Annotated in this window: 1 protein-coding gene; it reads right to left on the bottom strand. The window is 54.7% G+C overall.

The window, feature by feature from the left end; translation table 11 throughout:
* Window positions 1-1,326: group II intron reverse transcriptase/maturase (ltrA, locus tag KI367_RS26625; protein ID WP_212953301.1), on the bottom strand; the 1,326-nt coding region annotated here is incomplete at its 3' end.
* Window positions 1,327-1,637 lie beyond the last annotated feature (311 nt).

Genomic DNA, 1,637 nt, shown 5'->3' with positions numbered 1-1,637 from the left:
AAGGGCGTTATTTATGTTTCGGGACATTTCCCAAGCTCCTTTGCGGGAGTTGGCCATCATAAAAGCGGCCCATTCTGGCACGCCCAGGGCGCGGAGTTCTCGAATACGTGTACGCACTCGCTTCCATTGTTTCCATAAGCACATGCGCAGTCTTCTTCGAATCCATTTGTCGAATCTCTCGCAGTGGCCCTTGGCAGAAGCTATCCGGAAGTATCCAATCCATCCCATGAGGTAGCGGTTCAATTTTAAAATTCGCTCTTCCATCGATATGGACCGGGAACGATTCGTTAGCTCCCGGACTTTCTCCTTCAATCGGGAGATCGTCTTAGGGGACAGACGAATCGTCGCCTGTCTATTCCTCAGAAAGCTAAAACCAAGAAATCTCCGATTCCACGGCCTGTCTACGGCACTTTTGTCCCGATTCACCTTCAGTTTCAACTTTCCTTCTACATAGTGAGTTATCGATCTCATGACACGTTCACCTGCCCGTTTGCTTGCGACAAAGATATTGCAGTCGTCCGCATAGCGGACGAAGCGCAAGCCTCGCTTGGTGAGTTCTTTATCCAGATCATCCAGCAGAATGTTTGCCAGCAGCGGACTCAGCGGACCGCCTTGGGGGGTTCCTTCCTCTGTCTTTTGGCAAACTCCGTTTTCCATCGCTCCGGCACTCAGGTAGGCTCGGATCAGCTTCAGTACTCGCTTGTCCTTCACCTTCCGCGCCACCCTTGCCATGAGCATGTCGTGATTCACTTGGTCAAAGAACTTCTCCAGGTCCAGATCTACGACCCATCTTCGGCCGCTTTGGATGTACCGCTGCGCTTGCTTCACCGCGTCATGCGCCCGCTTTCCGGGTCTGAAGCCGTAGCTGTACCACGAGAAGTCTGCGTCGAATATCGGATTCATCACTTGCAGAAGCGCTTGCTGGAGGAAACGGTCCATCACGGTCGGGATGCCCAGCAGCCGTACGCCGCCTCCGGGTTTGGGGATTTCCACCCGTTTGACTGGCGCCGGCCGGTAGGTTCCCGCCAGAAGTTCGGCTTTCACCGTTTCCCAGTGGGTTTTCAGGTAAGCTTGTAGCTCGGCTACCGTTACGCCGTCCACACCAGGAGCTCCCCCGTTTTGAACCACTCGTTTGTAGGCGAGCCGAAGGTTATTTCCTTCGAGCATCTTCTCCAGCAAGTCGTTTTGATCTTCGCGAGGGGAAGGGGCGACTTGTGCCGGTGAAGAGCTCGGCGCTCCAACATACCCTTGCGGCTTCACCGCTCCTCTTTGTCGGCAGCTCCCTTGCGGGATATTCGGCTTTCTTTGCTCCTCACTCGAACGCATCGGTTTCCTCTCTCCTTTCGGTTCGGTCCTTCCGCTTTCCGGCGTCCCGTACTCACGTACTATGACCTCTGCTGACTCCTGCGGGTTCAGCGCAACCTCTCGGTTACGGTTACGAAGTGACTTCGCATTTTTTTTCCTCCCGCAGGCCTCCCCAGATAAGAACGTCATCTTTCCGCCCGCGACCACTGGAGTTTACAGAAATAGCTCTTGGCGGCTTGGGATTTCGCTGTGTTCGGGCAGCTCATCCGGCTATCCCTGCCTCAAATCCAGTTCGTGTACCTTGGCCCGTGCTTTTGCCTCCGGCTTCCTTC

Origin of the sequence: Paenibacillus cookii (assembly GCF_018333375.1) — a bacterium.
GTDB lineage: Bacteria > Bacillota > Bacilli > Paenibacillales > Paenibacillaceae > Paenibacillus_AQ > Paenibacillus_AQ cookii.
This window is presented reverse-complemented; position numbering and strand designations above follow the sequence as displayed.